The sequence below is a fragment of the Curvibacter fontanus genome (assembly GCF_054780335.1).
On the sequence record NZ_BAAGWN010000011.1, the window covers coordinates 316,037 to 333,597 of the forward strand.

Consider the following 17,561-nt stretch of genomic DNA (forward strand, 5'->3'; position numbering starts at 1 on the left):
GCATCGGCGCCGCCTCGCTGAGGTGTCGGCGCCCGGACAAGCTGGGGCTGGCTGCACCTGAGGCGTCCTATCCTCATGGAGCCGACAGGGTGGTGCAGGAAAATAAAAAGCCACCCCTGAGAGGATGGCTTTCGGAGAAATCTGGTGGCCTGGGGCGGAATCGAACCACCGACACGCGGATTTTCAATCCGCTGCTCTACCAACTGAGCTACCGGGCCTGGAGAGGTGGAATTATAGCAGCACTCCGGCGGCCTTCCGGCCGGGCTCAGCTGCCGTTGCGCTTGCCGCGGCTGAGGTCCACGCCGAGCTGCTTGAGCTTGCGGTAAAGGTGGGTGCGCTCCAGGCCGGTCTTCTCGGCCACGCGGGTCATGGAGCCGCTTTCGCGCGCCAGGTGGTACTCGAAATAGGCCTTCTCGAACTCGTCGCGCGCTTCGCGCAACGGTTTGTCGAGCTGGAAATTCTGCTGCGCCTGAGGGCCCGCTTCGACACTGGCCGTCAACGGCTGGACCAGGCCGACCGGCTCGCCGCCATGCGCGGGCTGCAGGCCCACATGGGCCGGGGCCGCCGGCTGCGGCGTGTTGCGCGCCAGGCCCTGTTCCACCGCCTTGAGCAGCTTCTGCAGCGTGATGGGTTTTTCCAGGAAGGCCTGCGCGCCGATCTTGGTGGCCGCCACCGCGGTGTCGATGGTGGCGTGGCCGCTCATCATGATGACAGGCATGGTCAGCAGGCCGCCCGTGGACCATTCCTTGAGCAGGGTGACGCCGTCGGTATCGGGCATCCAGATGTCGAGCAGGACCAGGTCGGGGCGCTCACGCAGACGGGCGCCACGCGCCTGCGCGGCGTTCTCGGCCACCTCGACGCTGTGCCCCTCGTCGTTCAGGATTTCCCATAGCAGATCGCGTATGCCGAGCTCGTCATCGACTACCAGTATGTTTGCCATGATGTGAACGCTGGGTCTCTCGTAGTACGGGCGGGATTCAGGCCGGTGCCAGTTTCTCCACTGCGAATGATAACGATACTTGCGCCCCCACCACCTTCTCCTCGGCCAGGCGGTTGGCCAGGTCGATCCGGGCACCGTGTTCGTCGGCAATCTTCTTCACCACGGCCAGACCCAGGCCCGTGCCCTTGGCCTTGGTGGTGACATAGGGCTCGAAGGCCCGCTTGAGGATGGCCTCGGGGAATCCCACGCCCCAGTCCAGCACGCTCAGGCGCACGCGGCCGCTGGCCTCCACCCACTGGGTGCGCACGGTGACAGGGAATTCCGGCCCGCTGCGCCCGGCCGTCTCGGTGGCGTCCTGGGCGTTCTGCAGCAGGTTGTGCAGCACCTGACGCAGCTGCTGGGCGTCGCCCATGACACGGGGACAGCGCTCGTCCAGTTCGGCGCGCACCGGCACGCGCGCGCCCTCGCCGCCATAGAGGTGCAGCACTTCGCCCACTTGCGCATTGAGGTCCAGCGGCTTGAGATCGGCCGCGGGCAGGCGCGCGTAGTCGCGGAATTCGTTGACCAGGCGCTTCATGGCGTCAACCTGGTCGACGATGGTCTTGACCGATTTGGTCAGCACCGCCTGCTCAGCCGGTTCGACCTTGCCGGCGAGCTTTTTCTCCAGCCGCTCGGCCGAGAGCTGGATGGGCGTCAGCGGGTTCTTGATCTCGTGCGCCAGGCGGCGCGCCACCTCGCCCCAGGCCTGGGAACGCTGGGCCGAGACGATCTCGGAGATGTCGTCGAACACCAGCAACCAGGCCTTGCCCGGCAGTTCGGCGCCACGCGCCACCAGGGTCAGGGTGCTCTCCCCGCTGGCGCCGGCCGCCGGCGAGCCCGAAGGCGGACCGAGCTCGAAGGACTGCTGCCAGTGGTCCAGGGCATGTTCGGCGCGCTCCTCCACGAAGCGGTCAAACTGCTGCTGCACATTGCGGGCGAAATCCTCCAGGCCCTCGATGTCGGCCAGGCGCCGGCCCTCCCAGGCTGCCATGGGCACACGCAGGATGCGCGTGGCGCCGGGGTTGACGGACTGGATCACGCCCTTGACGTCCAGCACCATGACACCGCCCGTCAGGTTGTCCAGGATGGTCTGCAGGTTCTCACGCGCGGCGTTGACCTGCTCCATGCTGTTTTCCACCGCACGGCGCGCATCGGCCAGTTGCTGGGTCATGTCGGCGAACGAACGCGTGAGGCCGCCAAGTTCGTCGCGCCCCTGCAGCGCGGCCTTGGGTGTCAGGTCACCCGCCGCAACCTGGCGCACGCCGTCGGCCAGCAGCAGCAAGGGGCGCGTGATCTGGTTGCCCAGCACCACGGCCAGCAGCACGGCGCCGAAGACAGCCAGGAAGAGGCTGAGTGTGAGCGTGCCGATGTACATGCGCCGCAGGCCCTGACGCGCCAGCGCGCGCTCCTGGTACTCACGATGCGCCTCGGTCACGGCCAGAGCGTTGGCCACCAGGGTTTCGGGCAGGACCTGGGTCACCATGAGGAAACGGGGCTCGTCCAGCATGTCCAGGCCCGTGCGCGGCACCAGCACCAGGGCCTTGATACGCGCCTGCGCCGGCGCCATGGCGCTGCCCTCTTCCAGGCCCTCGATCCAGGTGAGGGCGCGCTGGCTGCGCGCCTTGCGGAACTGCGAGGGCACCGGTTTTTCCGGGTTGAGCTGGAAGCGCGAATCCCCCGCACTGGCCAGCAGCTGGCCGTTGGCGCTCCAGAGGATGGCGTCGCGCACCTCGAGCTGTTCGCGCAGGCGCTCCAGCATCAGGCCGGCCACCACGTCGGGGGTGTCCTGCAGTTGCGTGGCCGAAGCGCGGGTCTTGCCGGCCAGGTCGTTGGACAGGGTTTCCAGCGTCGCGCGACCCAGGCCCAGGCCGGCTTCGAGCGCACCCTCGACCTGCACGTCGAACCAGCTCTCGATCGAGCGCGAGACAAACTGGTAGGACACGACGTAAATCAGCAGGCCGGGCGCGAAACCGGCCAGGGCGAACACGGCGGCCAGCTTGACCAGCAGGCGGCTGCCGAAGCGCCCCTGGCGCAGGCGCTTGAAGAGGCGCCAGGCCACCCAGCTGATGACCGCCAGCAACACCACGGCCACCACCACATTGAGGACGAAGAGGCGCGCGTAATTGCGCTCGTACAGCTGGCGGTTGTCGGTGGCCTGGGTCAGCAGGAACAGCAGCACCAGGCCGATGGCCACCACGATGGCCAGCACCACCCCCAGGGTCCAGCGCAGGGCTTTGGACTGCTGCGGGTGCTGGCGCTTCTCAGTCCCCGTGGCCGGGGTGCTCACTTCAGGCTCTCCGGCAGCAGGCGCTTGCTGGCGCTGGCGGCCAGCACCCAGTCGCTCTCGCCGAGGGCGCCGATCTGCAGGGGACGGGGCAGTTGCGCGATGTCGAGCCGGAAGCGCAGGTCCAGACGGTGTCGCGTGCCGGCCTCTAGTTCGGCAAAGTCGGCGATGCGCCAGCTCGAGACGCGCCGGATCACGCCCAGGGCTTCATCCAGCGTGTCGAAGCTCTGCGCCAGGGCCACGCCGGCCTCGCTGCCGCTGGCCGGGCCGGTTCCCACCGAAAGCCGCCAGCGCCGGACCAGGGGCTGGAACACCAGGCGCATGTGGCGCTGGGCGCCGCCCACGCGCTTGTCCAGCCAGTACCAGCGTTCCCGGAAGATTTCCGCCTCTTCGACGAAGATCACCGGCAGGCCCTTGTACAGGGCATCCTGCACGGCGGACGGCAACTGAAACTTGACGCTGGCCGCCAGTTCGACGCCGTCGCCGTTGCGGCTGAGGTCCATCTGGCTGATTTCAGCCACGGCCGGCTGGGCGTGCAGGACCGGCGGCGACAGGCCGAACAGGGCGCAGGCCAGCAGCACGGACAGGTCAGCCCGCGCCCTTCTCCAGCCGTGCGTAATAAAAGCCATCGTGGTCACTGCTCTGATTGTCCGTGACCGCGGCGCTTCTCCGCGACATGGAAGGCCATAAATGGCCGGGAGCAGGCAGCAAACGGGCCTCTTTGTTGTGCGCAAGAAACGCCTGCACCTGATCTTCACCCTCGGCCCGGAACACCGAGCAGGTGCAGTACACCAGTCGCCCGCCAGGCTTCAACAGGGGCCAGAGCGTCTTGAGCAGGCGGGCCTGCTGGGCTGCCAGCTGGGCCACGTCGCCTTCGCGGCGCAGCCAGCGCACGTCCGGATGGCGGCGCACGATACCCGAGGCGGTGCAGGGGGCATCGAGCAGGATGGCATCAAAAGCCTGCCCATCCCACCAGCGTTCAGGCACCCCGGCATCGGCCGCCAGCACCTGGGCCTGCAGGCCCAGGCGGTGCAGGGTGTCTGCTATGCGTTGGCAGCGCTCGGGGGCGATGTCCAGCGCGGTCACCTGCGCCTCGCCCAGCTCCAGCAGGTGCGCCGTCTTGCCGCCGGGCGCGGCACAGGCGTCCAGCACACGCAGGCCGGGCCGGCCCTCCAGGCCCTGCAGCAGCAGGGACGCGGCCAACTGGGCGGCCGCATCCTGCACCGAGACCCGGCCCTGGGCAAAACCGGGGATCTGCTGCACCGGCAGGGGTGCGGCCAGCGTGATCCCCTGGGCCCCATTGCGCCGGGCGCTGATGCCAGCGGCCTGCAAGGTGGCCAAGTAATCCTCCACACTGCCCTGGCGCAGATTCACGCGCAGCGTCATGGGCGCCTGGCTGTTGCTGGCCTGCAGAATGGCCTGCCAGCGCTGCGGCTGCTCACGTTGCAGGCGGGTGATCCACCAGGCCGGGTGGTTCCAGCGCGCCACCGGATCGGCGTCGGTTTGCGCGACCAGGGCCTCACGCTCGCGCAGGAAACGGCGTAGGCAGGCGTTGATGAAGTTGGCCTGGGCCTGGGTGGCCTCGGTCCGCTTGGCGGCTTCCACCGCCTGGTTGACCAGGGTATGGACCTCGTAAGGCGCACTCTCATCGCGCCAGGCCAGGGCCAGCGCCAGGCACAGCAGGGCGTCGGCCGCCGCCGGCGGCTTGCGCGGAGCCAGCACTTTGCGCAGGGCCTCGGCGCGGCCGAGCTGGCGCAGTGCGGCATAGACCAGCGCCTGCACACCGGGGCGCAGCAGAGCGGGCACGGCCTCGATGGCTTGTGTCCCCGAGGTGCCGGCACGGATGGCCGCCAGCGCAACAGCGCCGGCCTGCAGCTGGCGCCACAGCGGGGGGGCTTGCCCGGTCGTCTCACTCATGCGGGGATTCCTCGTGCGGTGGTTCGGGTTTCATCGGGCTCAAAAAAATGCCCCAAGTGCGGCAGCACCTGGGGCATTTTGCGCGAGCGCAACCGGTTTTACTCGGTGGCGGCGCCTTCGCTGCTCTGGGCCAGCTCGGCGGCTTCCGCATCGGCGATGGCGCGGCGCTCGGCCTCGTCCATGCCTTCGCGGATCTTGCGCGCATCGTGGTAGGCCATGCCGGTACCTGCGGGGATCAGGCGGCCGACGATGACGTTTTCCTTCAGGCCGCGCAGCTCATCGCGCTTGCCCATGATGGCGGCTTCGGTCAGCACGCGCGTGGTTTCCTGGAAGGAAGCCGCGGAGATGAACGAGTCCGTGGACAGCGAGGCCTTGGTGATGCCCAGCAGCAGGTTGGTGTAGGTCGAGGGGACCTTGCCGTCCTTGCGCAGCGCGTCGTTGGTGTTGAGCATCTCGGAACGCTCCACCTGCTCGCCGCCGATGTAGCCGGAATCACCAGGGGCCTCGACCACCACACGACGCAGCATCTGGCGCACGATCACCTCGATGTGCTTGTCGTTGATCTTCACACCCTGGAGGCGGTAGACATCCTGGACTTCGTCCACGATGTAGCGTGCCAGCTCTTCCATGCCCAGCAGGCGCAGGATGTCCTGCGGATCGGCCGGGCCGTCGACAATGCTCTCACCCTTGTTGACCACCTGGCCTTCGTGCACCACGATGTTCTTTTCCTTGGGCACGAGCTCTTCCCAGACCTTGCCCTCCGGATCGGTGATCTGCAGGCGAACCTTGCCCTTGGTCTCCTTGCCGAAGGACACGGTACCCGTGACCTCGGCCAGGATGCCCTTGTCCTTGGGAGAACGGGCTTCGAACAGCTCGGCCACACGCGGCAGACCGCCGGTGATGTCGCGGGTCTTCTGGCCTTCGATCGGGATACGGGCCAGCACTTCGCCGGGGCCCACGTCCTGGCCGTCGCGCACCTGGATCAGGGCGCCGACCTGGAAGCCGATGGTCACCGAGTGGTCGGTGCCGGGGATCTTGACCTCGTTGCCGGAGGCGTCGATCAGCTTCACTTGCGGACGCACGACCTTGGCGGAGCCACGGCGCTTCGGATCGATCACGACCAGGGTGGACAGGCCGGTGACTTCGTCCACCTGCTTGGCCACGGTCAGGCCCTCTTCGACATTCTCGAAATGCGCCTTGCCGGCGAACTCGGTGATGATCGGGCGGGTCAGCGGGTCCCAGTTGGCCAGGATGGTGCCGGCCTTGATCGTCTGGTCGGCCTTGACCGTCAGCGTGGCGCCGTAAGGCACCTTGTGACGCTCGCGCTCGCGGCCGTGCTCGTCATGGATGACGATCTCGCCGGAACGGGCGATCACCACGAGCTCCTTCTTGCTGTTGGTCACGTAGCGCATCGTGGCGTTGAAGCCGATGATGCCGTTGGACTTGGCTTCCACGCTGGAGGCGATGGCGGCGCGCGAAGCGGCGCCACCGATGTGGAAGGTGCGCATGGTCAGCTGGGTGCCCGGCTCGCCGATCGACTGGGCAGCGATCACACCGACCGCCTCGCCCATGTTGACCAGACCGCCACGACCGAGGTCGCGACCGTAGCACTTGGCGCACAGGCCGAAACGCGTGGCGCAGGTCAGCGCGGTGCGGACCTTGACCTCGTCGACACCGGCGACTTCCAGTTCCTCGATGACGTCCTCGTCCAGCATATTGCCTGCGGGCACGAGCACGGCGCGGGATTCCGGATGCAGCACGTCCTCGGCCGCGGTACGGCCCAGGACACGGTCGCGCAGCGATTCGATCACCTCGCCGCCCTCGACGATGGCGCGCATCAGCGAACCCTCGCTGGTGCCGCAGTCGTCCTGCGTCACCACCAGGTCCTGCGTCACGTCCACCAGACGGCGGGTCAGGTAACCCGAGTTCGCGGTCTTCAGCGCCGTGTCGGCCAGGCCCTTGCGGGCGCCGTGCGTGGAGATGAAGTACTGCAACACGTTGAGACCTTCACGGAAGTTGGCCGTGATGGGCGTCTCAATGATGGAGCCGTCGGGCTTGGCCATCAGGCCGCGCATGCCGGCCAGCTGGCGAATCTGCGCAGCGGAACCGCGCGCTCCCGAGTCGGCCATCATGTAGATGGAGTTGAAGGACTCCTGGTCCACCGTCTTGCCGTGGCGGTCGGTGGTCTTCTCGGTGCGCAGCTGGTCCATCATGACCTTGGAGACCTTGTCGCCGGCCTTGCCCCAGATGTCCACCACCTTGTTGTAGCGCTCACCGGAGGTGACCAGACCCGAGGTGTACTGCTGCTCGATGTCCTTCACTTCCTTCTCGGCGGACTCGATGATCTCGTGCTTTTCCTTCGGAACCAGCATGTCGTCGATGCAGATCGAGATGCCGGCCTTGGTCGCCAGACGGAAACCGTTTTGCAGCAGCTTGTCTGCGAACACCACGGTTTCCTTCAGGCCGCACTTGCGGAAGGACACGTTGATCAGCTTGGAGATTTCCTTCTTCTTCAACGCCTTGTTGATGTTGGAGAAGGGCAGGCCCTTGGGCAGTATCTCGGACAGCAGCGCACGGCCGGCCGTGGTCTCGACCAGCCGGGTCTCGGGCACGAACTCGCCGCTGTCCTTGTCCTTGGTCCATTCGGTCAGGCGCACGTTGACGCGGGCGGTCAGCTCGACCTGGCCGTTGTCCAGCGCGCGCTGGACTTCGGTCGTGTCGGCGAAGATCATGCCCTCGCCCTTGCCGTTGGTGCGCTCGCGGGTCGTGTAGTACAGGCCCAGCACCACGTCCTGCGAGGGGACGATGGAGGGCTCGCCGTTGGCGGGGAAGAGCACGTTGTTGGAGGCCAGCATCAGGGTGCGGGCTTCCATCTGGGCTTCCACCGACAGCGGGATGTGCACGGCCATCTGGTCGCCGTCGAAGTCGGCGTTGAAGGCGGCGCAGACCAGCGGGTGCAGCTGGATGGCCTTGCCCTCGATCAGGATGGGCTCGAAGGCCTGGATGCCCAGGCGGTGCAGCGTCGGTGCGCGGTTCAGCAGCACCGGGTGCTCCTTGATCACCTCTTCCAGGATGTCCCACACCACCGGCGTGCCGGTTTCCACTTCCTTCTTCGCCGCCTTGATGGTGGTGGCGATGCCCATGGCTTCCAGGCGCGAGAAGATGAAGGGCTTGAACAGCTCCAGGGCCATCAGCTTGGGCAGGCCGCACTGGTGCAGCTTGAGGGTCGGGCCCACGGTGATGACGGAACGGCCCGAGTAGTCGACGCGCTTGCCCAGCAGGTTCTGGCGGAAACGACCGCTCTTGCCCTTGATCATGTCGGCCAGGGACTTGAGAGCGCGCTTGTTGGCGCCCGTCATGGCCTTGCCACGGCGGCCGTTGTCCAGCAGCGAGTCCACCGCTTCCTGCAGCATGCGCTTCTCGTTGCGCGCGATGATTTCCGGAGCCTTCAGCTCCAGCAGGCGACGCAGACGGCTGTTGCGGTTGATGACGCGGCGGTACAGGTCGTTCAGGTCGGAGGTCGCGAAGCGGCCGCCGTCCAGCGGCACCAGCGGGCGCAGGTCCGGCGGCAGCACGGGCAGCACCTCCAGCACCATCCACTCGGGCTTGATGCCGGACTTCTTGAAGGCTTCCAGCACCTTGAGGCGCTTGGCGTTCTTCTTGACCTTCATCTCGGAACCGGTCAGGTCACCGCGCAGGCGTTCGATCTCGGTGTCGATCTCGATGCCCTGCAGCAGGTCCTTGATGCCTTCGGCGCCCATCTTGGCGGTGAACTCGTCACCGTATTCCTTGATCTTGGCGTCGTAATCGTCCTCGGACATGATGCCGAACTTCTTCAGCGGGGTCATGCCGGGGTCGGTCACCACATAGGCTTCGAAGTACAGCACGCGCTCGATGTCGCGCAGCGTCATGTCCAGCACCAGGCCCAGGCGCGAAGGCAGGGACTTCAGGAACCAGATGTGGGCGCAGGGCGCGGCCAGGTCGATGTGACCCATGCGCTCGCGGCGCACCTTGGTCTGCGTGACTTCAACGCCGCACTTCTCGCAGATCACGCCGCGGTGCTTGAGGCGCTTGTACTTGCCGCACAGGCACTCATAGTCCTTGATGGGGCCGAAGATCTTGGCGCAGAACAGGCCGTCACGCTCGGGCTTGAAGGTGCGGTAGTTGATGGTCTCGGGTTTCTTGACCTCGCCGAAAGACCAGGAACGGATCTTCTCAGGCGAGGCCAGGCCGATCTTGATGGCATCGAAATGCTCATCCGGCGTGAACTGCTTGAACAGGTCGAGTAGGGATTTCATATGACTCTATCCTTTGCGAATTAGGAGCGCTCGAGCTCGATGTCCAGGCCCAGGGAACGGATTTCCTTGACCAGCACGTTGAACGACTCGGGCATGCCGGCTTCGATGGCATGCTCGCCCTTGACGATGTTCTCGTAGACCTTGGTACGGCCCTGCACGTCGTCCGACTTGACGGTGAGCATTTCCTGCAGCGTGTAGGCGGCGCCGTAGGCTTCCAGCGCCCACACTTCCATCTCGCCGAAACGCTGGCCGCCGAACTGGGCCTTGCCGCCCAGCGGCTGCTGGGTCACCAGGCTGTAGGGGCCGGTCGAACGCGCGTGCATCTTGTCATCCACCAGGTGGTGCAGCTTGAGCACGTGCATGTAGCCGATGGTCGTCGGGCGCTCGAACTGCTCCCCGGTGCGGCCGTCGAACAGGCGGGCCTGCGTGCGCGTGTCGGTCAGACCCTTGGCCTTGGCGACTTCTTCCGGATAGGCCAGCTTGAGCATGCCGCGGATCTCTTCTTCCGAGGCGCCGTCGAACACCGGGGTGGCGAAGGTGACGCCGGTCGACAGATTGCCGGCCATTTCCTGCACCTGTGCGTCGGTCAGCTTGGACAGGTCTTCCTTGCGGCCCGAGCTGTTGTACAGGCCTTCCAGGAACTTGCGCAGCTCGGCGGCCTTGGCCTCCTCCTGCAGCATGTCGCCGATGCGCTGACCGATGCCCTTGCCGGCCCAGCCCAGGTGCACTTCCAGCACCTGGCCCACGTTCATGCGCGAAGGCACGCCCAGGGGGTTGAGCACGATGTCGCAAGGCGTGCCGTCGGCCATATAAGGCATGTCCTCGACCGGAACGATCTTGGAGACCACACCCTTGTTGCCGTGGCGGCCGGCCATCTTGTCGCCGGGCTGCAGGCGGCGCTTGACGGCCAGGTAGACCTTGACCATCTTCAGAACACCGGCGGGGAGTTCATCACCCTGCGTGAGCTTCTTGCGCTTCTCTTCGAAAGCCAGGTCGAAGCTGTGGCGGGTCTGCTCCAGCGAGTTCTTGATGCTCTCCAGCTGGCTGGCGACTTCGTCGTCGGCCGGGCGGATGTCGAACCAGTGGAACTTCTCGACGCTGGCCAGATAGGCCTTGTCGATCTTGCTGCCCTTGGCCAGCTTCTGCGGGCCGCCATTGGCGACCTTGCCGCCCAGCAGCTTCTCGATACGGTCGAAGGCGTCGGCCTCGACGATGCGCAGCTGGTCGTTGAGGTCCAGGCGGTAGCGCTTGAGCTCGTCGTCGATGATCTGCTGGGCGCGCTTGTCGCGCGTGATGCCTTCACGGGTGAAGACCTGCACGTCGATGACGGTGCCCTGCGAACCCTGGTCCACGCGCAGCGAGGTGTCCTTCACGTCGGACGCCTTCTCGCCGAAGATGGCGCGCAGCAGTTTCTCTTCCGGGGTCAGCGTGGTCTCGCCCTTCGGCGTGACCTTGCCCACCAGCGTGTCACCCGGCATGACTTCGGCGCCCACGTAGATGATGCCGGACTCGTCCAGACGGTTGAGCTGCTGCTCGGACAGGTTGGGGATGTCGCGGGTGATTTCCTCGGCGCCCAGCTTGGTGTCGCGCGCCATGACCACCAGCTCCTCGATGTGGATCGAGGTGTAGCGGTCTTCGGCGACCACGCGCTCGGAGATCAGGATCGAGTCTTCGAAGTTGTAGCCGTTCCAGGGCATGAAGGCCACCAGCATGTTCTGGCCCAGGGCCAGTTCACCCAGATCGGTGGAGGCGCCGTCGGCGATCACGTCACCCTTGGCCAGCTTGTCGCCCTTCTTGACGATGGGACGCTGGTGGATGTTGGTGTTCTGGTTGGAACGCTGGTACTTGATGAGGTTGTAGATGTCCACACCCACTTCACCGGCCAGGGCCTCGTTGTCGTTCACGCGGATCACGATGCGGGTGGCGTCGACATAGTCGACCACGCCGCCGCGGTTGGCGGTGACCACGGTGCCGGAGTCCACCGCGGAGACGCGCTCGATACCGGTGCCGACAAAGGCCTTCTCGGGACGCAGCACCGGCACGGCCTGGCGCTGCATGTTGGCGCCCATCAGCGCGCGGTTGGCGTCGTCGTGCTCCAGGAAGGGCACCAGCGAAGCGGCCACCGACACGATCTGAGCCGGCGACACGTCCATGTACTGGATGCGCTCGGCACCGCACAGGATGGATTCGCCGGTCTCACGGGCAGACACCAGCTCGTCGGTCAGCTTGCCGTCCTTGTCCAGCGTGGCGTTGGCCTGGGCGATGACGTACTTGCCTTCCTCGATGGCGGACAGGTAATCGATCTGCATCGTCACCTTGCCGTCGACCACGCGACGGTAGGGGGTCTCGATGAAACCGTACTCGTTCAGGCGGGCGTACAGGGCCAGGGAGTTGATCAGGCCGATGTTCGGGCCTTCCGGTGTCTCGATCGGGCAGACACGGCCATAGTGCGTGACGTGCACGTCGCGCACTTCGAAGCCGGCGCGCTCGCGCGTCAGGCCACCCGGGCCCAGGGCGGAGACACGACGCTTGTGCGTGATCTCGGACAGCGGGTTGGTCTGGTCCATGAACTGCGACAGCTGGGACGCACCGAAGAACTCCTTCAGGGCCGCGGAGATCGGCTTGGAGTTGATCAGGTCGTGCGGCATCAGCGGCTCCTGCTCGGCCTGACCCAGACGCTCCTTCACGGCCTTCTCGATACGGGCCAGGCCGGCGCGGTACTGGTTCTCGGCCAGTTCACCGACGCAACGCACGCGGCGGTTGCCCAGGTGGTCGATGTCGTCCACTTCGCCACGGCCGTTGCGCAGGTCCACCAGGATCTTGACCACGGCGAGGATGTCCTCGTTGGTCAGCACCATGGGGCCGTTCGGGTCGTTGCGACCCATCTTGGCGTTGAACTTCATGCGGCCCACGCGCGACAGGTCGTAGGTGTCCGGGTTGTAGAACAGGCGCTGGAACAGGGCCTGCACGGCGTCTTCGGTGGGCGGCTCGCCGGGGCGCATCATGCGGTAGATGGCCACGCGGGCGGCGAACTCGTCGGTCGTTTCGTCGATGCGCAGGGTCTGCGAGATGTAGGCGCCCTGGTCGAGTTCATTGGTGTAGATGCACTGCAGCTCCTGCACACCGGCGGTGCGCAGCTTCTTCAGCAGGGCGTCGGTCAGCTCGTCGTTGGCCTTGGCGATGATCTCGCCGGTGTCCGGGTCAACGATGTTGCGGGCCACGACACGGCCGACCAGGAAGTCTTCCGGCACGCTGATGTGCGTGGTGGCGGACTGCTCCAGATCGCGCGTGTGGCGCGCGGTGATGCGCTTGTCCTTGGCGACGACGACCTTGCCGCTCTTGTCGGTGATGTCGAAACGGGCGACTTCACCGCGCAGGCGCTCGGCCACGAATTCCATCTGCGCGCCGCTGTCCATCAGGCGGAAGTTGTCGTTGACGAAGAAGTTCGCCAGGATGGACTCGGGGTTCAGGCCGATGGCCTTGAGCAGGATGGTGACCGGCATCTTGCGGCGACGGTCGACACGGAAGTACAGCACGTCCTTGGGGTCGAATTCGAAGTCCAGCCAGGAACCACGGTAGGGAATGATGCGAGCCGAGAACAACAGCTTGCCCGAGCTGTGGGTCTTGCCCTTGTCGTGTTCGAAGAACACGCCCGGCGAACGGTGCAGCTGCGACACGATGACGCGCTCGGTGCCGTTGATGATGAACGAGCCCTTGGTCGTCATGAGCGGCACTTCGCCCATGTAGACCTCTTGCTCCTTCACTTCCTTCACGACCTTGTTCTGCGGCGTCGAGGACTCGCGGTCATAGATGATGAGCTGGACGCGGGCGCGCACGGCGGACGCGAAGGTCAGGCCGCGGGTCTGGCACTCGCGCACGTCGAAAGCGGGCTTGGCCAGGTTGTATTCCAGGAACTTCATCTCCACAAAACCGTTGTGCGAGACGATGGGGAAGGCGGCTTCGAAAGCGGCCTGCAAACCCTCGGGGGTGCGCTTGGTGGGGGCGTTGTCTGCCTGCAGGAAGGCTGTGTAGGCGTCCTTTTGCATCTGCAGCAGGTAGGGGATTTCGAGCACGCTGTCGCGGCTGCCGAAGCTTTTGCGAATCCGCTTGCGTTCGGTATAGGTATAGGCCATGAGATCTCCGGGCTATGAGGTCTTTGGCGACTGGCGCGCCGGGCATCACACCCAGCAGGCTTGGTGGTTGGCCGCTACCAACCAATGGCGGACGGCCGCGCGTTGCACGCGGCCCGAACCAAGGCGTCTTCTGCAGTCGGGTCAGAAGACACTCAAAAACCGTCTGGAGAGGCGATTTTCGGGTGCGCTCTGTAAGCGCCAAAGGCTGGAGGCCTTTGCAGACACTCCAGCCTTCGAGCGGGGCTGAATTACTTCAGTTCAGCCTTGGCGCCGGCTTCCACCAGCTTCTTGACGGCTGCTTCGGCGTCGGCCTTGGGCATGGCTTCCTTGACAGCCTTGGGAGCGCCGTCGACCAGGTCCTTGGCTTCCTTGAGGCCCAGACCGGTGATTTCGCGCACAGCCTTGATGACCGACACCTTGTTGGCGCCGGCTTCCAGCAGCATCACGTTGAACTCGGTCTTCTCTTCCACGGCAGCAGCAGCGGCACCACCACCAGCAGCGGGGGCGGCCATGGCAGCAGCGCTCACGCCGAATTTCTCTTCGATGGCTTTCACCAGGTCGTTGAGATCCATGACCGTCATGCTGTCCAGCGCGGTCAGAAATGCGTCTTTATCGAATGCCATTTTTGATTCCTTCAATTTCCAATAAGTTGGTTAACAGGCCACGCCGTTTCAGGCGGCAGCCGTTTCGCCTTTTTTCGCCGCCAGAGCACCCAGCACCACGGCGGTGCGGGACATCGGCGACATCAGCAAGCCACACAGCTGTGCCAGCAGCACTTCCTTGGAGGGAATGCTTGCCAGCTGCTTAACGCCGTTGACGTCCAGGGCCTTGCCGCCGTATGCGCCGCCGCGAATCACCAGCTTGTCGTTGGTTTTCGCGAAATCGGCCACCACGCGAGCGGCGGCCACGGCATCGACGGAGAAGCCATAGATCAGCGGACCGGTCATCTTCTCGGCCGCGACTTCAAACTGGCTACCCGCCACAGCCCGGCGAGCCAGCGTGTTTTTCAACACACTGAGGCTCACGCCCTGGCTGCGGGCGTTGGCGCGCAGTTTGGTCATGTCAGCGACCGTGATGCCGCGGTATTCCGCCATCACGAGCGTTTGAGCTTTAGCGGCGAGGCCGGTCACGTCATTGATGACCGCTTCTTTCTCACTGCGATTCAGACTCAAGGTCTAACTCCTTCAAAATGTGTCCGTCGGCTTATCGCCAGCGGACACGCCTCTCATGCAGCGACCAACTGTTCAGGAACTCGTTCCATCTGCAGCGGGATCGCCATCTACGCTGGCTTTCACTGATTAAGCACAGCAGAACTGTGCGCCAACGGTCTTGGATGGCCCAATCGGTCTTGCAACCGACCGGCCCACCACATTGACCAGCCGTTTCCAGCCGGTCAGATCTCTTCTGCGATTACGCCGAGATGGTCTGGGTGTCGACGCGGACACCCACGCCCATCGTGGACGAAACAGCAACCTTGCGCAAAAACACACCCTTGCTCGAAGCCGGCTTGGCCTTGTTCAGCGCTTCGATCAGCGCTGCCAGGTTGCCCTGGAGCTTGGCGGCATCGAAGGAACGGCGGCCGATCGTGCTGTGCACGATACCGGCCTTGTCCACGCGGAACTGCACCTGGCCGGCCTTGGCGTTCTTCACGGCCGTGGCCACGTCAGCGGTCACAGTGCCGACCTTGGGGTTGGGCATCAGGCCGCGGGGGCCCAGAATCTGACCCAGGGTACCGACAACGCGCATCGCATCGGGAGCGGCAATCACCACGTCGAAGGGCATGTCGCCAGCCTTCACGCGGGCAGCCAGGTCGTCCATGCCGACGACGTCGGCGCCGGCGGCCTTGGCCTCCTCAGCCTTGGCGCCCTGGGCGAACACGGCCACGCGCTTGGTCTTGCCGGTGCCGTTGGGCAGCACGACGGCGCCACGCACCACCTGGTCCGACTTCTTGGCGTCGATGCCGAGCTGCACGGCCACGTCGATGGACTCATCGAACTTGGCGGTGGCGCACTCTTGCACGATCTTCAGCGCATCGGCCAGCGGGTACAGCTTGTTGCTGTCAACCTTGCCTTGCAGGGCTTTTTGTTTCTTGGTGGTCATTTACACGCCCTCCACATTCACGCCCATGGAACGGGCAGAACCAGCGATGGTGCGAACCGCGGCGTCCAGATCGGCGGCCGTCATGTCCTTCATCTTGGTCTTGGCGATTTCCTCGAGCTGGGCACGGGTGATCTTGCCGACCTTGTCCTTCAGCGGATTGGACGAACCCTTGTCGAGCTTGATGGCCTTCTTGATCATCACGGTCGCCGGCGGCGTCTTGATGATGAAGGTGAAGCTCTTGTCCGCGAAGGCGGTGATCACCACCGGCAGCGGCAGACCGGGCTCGACGCCCTGGGTCTGGGCGTTGAACGCCTTGCAGAACTCCATGATGTTCAGACCGCGCTGGCCCAGAGCGGGACCAATCGGCGGCGAGGGATTGGCCTTACCAGCCGGCACTTGCAGCTTGATAAAACCGACGATTTTTTTCGCCATGCTTTTCTCCTTACGGGTAAAAACGCCTGGGCAATCTGCCTGGGCTCCCCGGGGTTAACGACTCACTTCAAACATTCGCGCCGAGTCGAAAAACGCGAAATCCCAAACTTGCCTGGTGCCGGATCTCAGGTTTTCTCGACCTGGGAGAACTCCAGCTCCACCGGCGTCGAGCGGCCGAAGATCGTGACCGCCACGCGCACCTTGTTCTTTTCGTAGTTGACTTCCTCGACCGTGCCGTTGAAGTCGGTGAAGGGGCCGTCCTTGACGCGAACGTACTCACCCACCTCGAACTCAACCTTGTGACGCGGCTTGTCGGAGCCTTCCTGCATCTGGTTGACGATCTTCATGACCTCCTCTTCGGAGATCGGGGCCGGGCGGTTCTTGGCGCCGCCCACAAAACCCGTCACCTTGTTGGTGTGCTTCACCAGGTGCCAAGTGTCGTCGCCCATGACCATTTCCACCAGCACGTAGCCAGGGAAGAACTTGCGTTCGGTGGTGCGCTTCTGGCCATTCTTGACCTCGACCACCTCTTCCATCGGCACCATGATGCGGCCGAACTTGTCCTGCATGCCGGCCCGGTTGATGCGCTCGATGATGTTGCGCTCGACCGCCTTCTCCATGCCGGAGTAGGCGTGCACGACATACCAGCGCAGGTCCGGATTGGCCGGCTTGGCCGCCGGCGCGGACGAAGCATCCATCACGTCAGTCATCACTTCCTCCAGCCCAGAATCAAATCGAAGATCACCCATTCGAGCGACTTGTCGGTCAGCCACAGGAACAGGGCCATCACCACCACAAAGGCGAAGACATAGGCCGTCATCTGAATGGCTTCCTTGCGCTCCGGCCAGACCACCTTGCCGACCTCACGCCAGGCATCGCGACCAAAGGCCAGCAGGTCACGCCCCGTCTGGGCCGTGAAGAAGACGATCACAGCCGCAGCCACACCGGCCAGCAGTGCGGCCCATTGCGCCAGGGCGCCCTGCTTGCTGAACCAGTAGAAGGCCACCAGGCCAGCCAGCAGCAGCAGCACTGCCGCAACCAGCTTGAGCCTGTTCGCCCCGCTACCGACCGTTTCCACTTGTGACGTTGCCATTTTCAAAAATTCCGCTTAGCGCCTGTATCGAAACCACCGCGCCTCTTTAGACGCTGAAGCCCGCCACGGCGGTGGCGGGCTTTTTGTGCACCAACCCGCTACAGCAGGTCAGGTGGCAGGGGCAGTAGGAATCGAACCTACAACCTTCGGTTTTGGAGACCGACGCTCTGCCAATTGAGCTATACCCCTACAAAACCTTTACGCGAGGATCTTGGCGACCACACCGGCGCCCACGGTCTTGCCGCCTTCGCGGATGGCGAAGCGCAGGCCTTCTTCCATGGCGATGGGGGCGATCAGCTTGACGGTGATCGACACGTTGTCACCC

13 protein-coding genes and 2 tRNA genes are annotated in these 17,561 nt (G+C 64.9%); all 15 read right to left on the reverse strand.

Annotated features, from left to right (window positions below):
- Window positions 1-142 precede the first annotated feature (142 nt).
- A tRNA-Phe gene (locus tag ACYVH8_RS07655) sits at window positions 143-218 on the reverse strand.
- A gap of 47 nt (window positions 219-265) precedes the next feature.
- Window positions 266-940, reverse strand: coding sequence for a response regulator (locus tag ACYVH8_RS07660; RefSeq protein ID WP_460488247.1), 675 nt, complete (start codon window positions 938-940; stop codon window positions 266-268).
- 37 nt (window positions 941-977) lie between these two features.
- Window positions 978-3,266: a sensor histidine kinase gene (locus ACYVH8_RS07665; protein WP_460488248.1), complete on the reverse strand. Its 2,289-nt coding sequence runs from the start codon at window positions 3,264-3,266 to the stop codon at window positions 978-980.
- Window positions 3,263-3,892, reverse strand: coding sequence for a DUF4390 domain-containing protein (locus ACYVH8_RS07670; protein ID WP_460488249.1), 630 nt, complete (start codon window positions 3,890-3,892; stop codon window positions 3,263-3,265). Before ACYVH8_RS07670 ends, ACYVH8_RS07665 begins: the two co-directional genes overlap by 4 nt.
- Entirely contained in the window at window positions 3,852-5,180 is a 1,329-nt protein-coding gene (gene rsmB, locus ACYVH8_RS07675; RefSeq protein WP_460488250.1) for a 16S rRNA (cytosine(967)-C(5))-methyltransferase RsmB, read from the reverse strand. The genes ACYVH8_RS07670 and rsmB overlap by 41 nt, the downstream gene beginning before the upstream one ends.
- 98 nt (window positions 5,181-5,278) lie before the next feature.
- Window positions 5,279-9,478, reverse strand: coding sequence for a DNA-directed RNA polymerase subunit beta' (gene rpoC / locus ACYVH8_RS07680; RefSeq protein WP_460488251.1), 4,200 nt, complete (start codon window positions 9,476-9,478; stop codon window positions 5,279-5,281).
- A gap of 20 nt (window positions 9,479-9,498) precedes the next feature.
- Window positions 9,499-13,611 carry a DNA-directed RNA polymerase subunit beta gene (gene rpoB / locus ACYVH8_RS07685; RefSeq protein WP_460488252.1) on the reverse strand — a complete coding sequence of 1,371 codons (4,113 nt, stop codon included), beginning with the start codon at window positions 13,609-13,611 and terminating at the stop codon, window positions 9,499-9,501.
- Between the two features lie 248 nt (window positions 13,612-13,859).
- On the reverse strand, window positions 13,860-14,234 hold the full coding sequence (rplL, locus tag ACYVH8_RS07690) for a 50S ribosomal protein L7/L12 (protein ID WP_460488253.1): 375 nt from the start codon (window positions 14,232-14,234) through the stop codon (window positions 13,860-13,862).
- A 48-nt stretch (window positions 14,235-14,282) separates the two neighbouring features.
- Entirely contained in the window at window positions 14,283-14,783 is a 501-nt protein-coding gene (gene rplJ, locus ACYVH8_RS07695; RefSeq protein ID WP_460488254.1) for a 50S ribosomal protein L10, read from the reverse strand.
- 238 nt (window positions 14,784-15,021) lie between these two features.
- Complete coding sequence (gene rplA / locus ACYVH8_RS07700) at window positions 15,022-15,711, reverse strand: 50S ribosomal protein L1 (RefSeq protein ID WP_460488255.1); 690 nt, start codon at window positions 15,709-15,711, stop codon at window positions 15,022-15,024.
- Window positions 15,712-16,143, reverse strand: coding sequence for a 50S ribosomal protein L11 (rplK, locus tag ACYVH8_RS07705; protein ID WP_460488256.1), 432 nt, complete (start codon window positions 16,141-16,143; stop codon window positions 15,712-15,714).
- A 125-nt stretch (window positions 16,144-16,268) separates the two neighbouring features.
- Entirely contained in the window at window positions 16,269-16,853 is a 585-nt protein-coding gene (gene nusG, locus ACYVH8_RS07710; protein WP_460488257.1) for a transcription termination/antitermination protein NusG, read from the reverse strand.
- Window positions 16,853-17,236 (reverse strand): preprotein translocase subunit SecE, encoded by a 384-nt coding sequence (gene secE / locus ACYVH8_RS07715; RefSeq protein WP_460488258.1) that lies wholly within the window; start codon window positions 17,234-17,236, stop codon window positions 16,853-16,855. The genes nusG and secE overlap by 1 nt, the downstream gene beginning before the upstream one ends.
- A gap of 113 nt (window positions 17,237-17,349) precedes the next feature.
- Window positions 17,350-17,425 (reverse strand) — tRNA-Trp (locus tag ACYVH8_RS07720).
- A gap of 9 nt (window positions 17,426-17,434) precedes the next feature.
- On the reverse strand, window positions 17,435-17,561 hold a 127-nt coding region (locus ACYVH8_RS07725), incomplete at its 5' end, for an EF-Tu C-terminal domain-related protein (protein WP_460488266.1).